This is a genomic window from Paenibacillus sp. OT2-17 (genome assembly GCF_009827695.1).
Lineage (GTDB): Bacteria > Bacillota > Bacilli > Paenibacillales > Paenibacillaceae > Paenibacillus > Paenibacillus polymyxa_B.
Window position 1 is genome coordinate 1 of record NZ_WUDQ01000479.1, and the last position, 2,855, is coordinate 2,855.

The 2,855-nt window shown below is 47.8% G+C and carries 3 protein-coding genes and 1 pseudogene; all 4 read left to right on the forward strand.

Annotated features, from left to right (window positions below):
* Nucleotides 1-750 (forward strand): ABC transporter substrate-binding protein (locus GRP75_RS23365; RefSeq protein ID WP_160790501.1); only part of this gene is annotated, 750 nt, incomplete at its 5' end.
* The gene (locus tag GRP75_RS23370) at nt 747-1,559 is read left to right on the forward strand and encodes an ABC transporter ATP-binding protein (RefSeq protein WP_023989052.1); all 813 of its coding nucleotides are present in this window, start codon (nt 747-749) and stop codon (nt 1,557-1,559) included. The genes GRP75_RS23365 and GRP75_RS23370, both read left to right, overlap by 4 nt.
* Before the next feature lie 8 nt (nt 1,560-1,567).
* Nucleotides 1,568-2,401 (forward strand): annotated as a pseudogene (locus tag GRP75_RS23375) (ABC transporter permease).
* 117 nt (nt 2,402-2,518) lie between these two features.
* The coding region (locus GRP75_RS23380; protein ID WP_237449155.1) for an aromatic acid exporter family protein at nt 2,519-2,855 on the forward strand (337 nt) is incomplete at its 3' end.

A 2,855-nucleotide genomic window follows, 5' to 3' on the forward strand; every position in this document is an offset into this window, starting at 1 on the left:
CAGAAGGATGGTACCTTTTTATTTGCCCGTCAAACGCAGGATAGCTTTGAATGGGAAAAGCTGAAAGGACAAAACTTTTTGGGGCAACGCAAGGGCGGAATGCCGCAAATGTCACTTGAATTTACGCTTCGCAAACACGGCATTGATCCTCATAAGGATCTGAAGCTGATTCAAAATATTGATTTTGCTAATGTTGCCTCTGCTTTCGGCTCCGGTACAGGGGATTATGTGCAGCTGTTTGAGCCACAGGCATCTATTTTTGAAAAGGAAGGCCGTGGACGGGTAGTTGCCTCTATCGGTGTGGAGAGCGGCGAGTTGCCGTATACGGTATATATGGCTAAGCAAAGCTACCTGAACACAAATAGCGAGGCTGCACAGAAATTTACAAATGCTGTATATCGGGCACAACAGTGGATTGCTACGCATTCACCTGAACAGATTGCTGAAGCAATCACGCCCTATTTTAAAGATACAGATTTAGCTGTTTTGACGAGTAGTATCAAACGATATAAGGAACAGAGTACCTATGCTTTGAACCCGATGATTGAGGAAAAGGAATGGAAGAACTTACAGGATGTCATGACCTCGGCAGGGGAGCTTAAAAGTCCGGTTGTACTAGATAAGCTAGTGAACCCAAGCTTTGCACAACAAGCGATTTCATCAAACTCTACCGGGAATACTGAACCGCCTGTGAAAAAGAGCACAACTGAATCTACGGATGCAGGTGTCGGTGCTGGAGGTTCGTCATGATGGAGGAACGGAGTGGCCTCACTTCGGACGCGACCATCCCGATGGTGAGAATGGAGAAAGTGACGCATGTCTATGTAACGGATCGTGAAGCTTCGCTGGCGGTTGAGAATATTGATTTTTCTGTAGAGACAGGGGAGTTTGTCAGTTTGGTTGGTCCAAGCGGCTGCGGCAAAACGACGATCCTGTCCATGATCGCGGGGCTACTGCGTCCAGCGGCAGGCCAAGTCATGCTGCAAGGTCAGCCGGTAAGTGGTCCGAGTCCAGAGGTCGGTTACATGCTGCAGCAGGATTATCTGTTCCCGTGGCGGACGATAATGGATAACGCATTGTTGGGTTTGGAGCTAGGCAATAGAGTGGATGAAGCTGCGCGTGAGCGGACACGGCTGTTGCTGGAAGGCATGGGTCTAGGAGGGAAGGAGCATCTGCATCCGTCCCAGCTGTCTGGGGGAATGCGTCAGCGCGTGGCGCTGGTACGGACGCTGGCGACCAATCCGGGGCTGCTGCTGCTGGATGAGCCTTTCTCCGCGCTGGATTATCAAACCAAGCTACAGCTGGAAGATCTGATTGCGGAAACCTTGCGCGAGCGGAGAAAGACGGCTATTTTAGTCACACATGATTTGGCCGAGGCCATTGCGGTCAGTGACCGGATTATAGTGATGGGTCGAAATCCTGGTCATGTCCGACGTACCTTCGAGATTCCGGATTGCATCCGAAAAGCTCAGCCTTTTTATGCACGCGAGCAGCCGGGTTTTAATGAGCTTTTTCATGAAATATGGGGTGAACTGGAGGCTTCGGGAGCAAAGGAGTGAGTTAACGTATGAAGGACGAAGCGGATCAGCTTGAGCAACGTTGGATTCAAGGACTACATCAGGCGTATTTACGCAGCAGGCGTTCGCAGCGATGGTTAGTGACAGGTGTACAGACAGCTATTTTACTGCTTTTGTTTGTGCTATGGGAAATTGCAGGCCGTTTGAAGTGGATTGATGTACTGTTGTTCAGCTATCCGAGCAAAATTTTCACCCAGATCGGTAAGGATGCGGTCAGTGGTGAATTATGGGGACATGTAGGTGTCACCGTGGGAGAAACGATGGCGGGGTTTTTACTCGGTACACTGTTAGGTACGTTGCTGGCTGTACTAATTTGGTGGTCACCGTTTTTGTAGAGGGTGCTTGATCCCTATATGGTCGTGTTCAACAGTATGCCTAAGGTGGCGCTAGGTCCAATTTTTATCGTCATGTTTGGGGCGGGATTTACTGCTATCCTAATGACAACCCTCTCCATTACGGTCATTATTACGACACTAGTCGTATACAACAGCTTTCAGGAAGTTGATTCGAATCTGATCAAAGTGGTTCGTACGTTTGGCGGATCACGCCGGGATACGTTTCAAAAGGTGATTTTACCTGCATCCTTTCCTGCAATCGTCTCTACGCTGAAAGTGAATGTCGGTATGGCATGGGTTGGCGTGATAGTTGGTGAATTTCTGGTGGCCAAAAACGGCTTAGGCTATTTGATTATCTATGGTTTTCAGGTGTTCAATTTCACGCTGGTTATGTCCAGTTTGTTGATCATTGCTGTCGTAGCTACACTGATGTATCAGGCGGTCGTGTATGTGGAGCATCGTCTGCTTTCCGGTCGTCCTCATCGGTAATAATAAAATTTCTGAACATTTGTGTAAAACGTGAAAATAAAGTACCATGAAAATGAAATACTTAATATTTATGAAAATGTGGAAACAGATTTCATCTAGAGAGGACAGAATTTTTTCATGGGCTTTCGTACGATTAAAACGGCTATTGCCGCATTAATGGCCGTACTTATTGCGGAGGGTTTTGGCATTCATGGAGCCACCTCAGCAGGGCTTTTAGCGATTTTGGGGGTGGATGTCACACGCAAGAGAAGTCTCCGTACCATTTCGGCGAGATTTTTTGCATCCGTCGTGGGGCTTCTTTTTGCTTGTGTTTTGTTTGTGGTATTCGGATTTCATGATTGGGTACTAGCATTATATATTTTAACGGCGTTTCCAGTCATTGTACGGGTGGGCTTTAAAGAAGGGATCGTCACCGGCTCGGTCGTGGTTTTTCGTGTATTCATCGGCGGCGTGA

Coding starts and splice junctions, on each gene's coding strand:
- GRP75_RS23370 (WP_023989052.1), top strand. CDS start 747: ATGATGGAGGAACGGAGTGGCCTCACTTCGGACGCGACCATCCCGATG.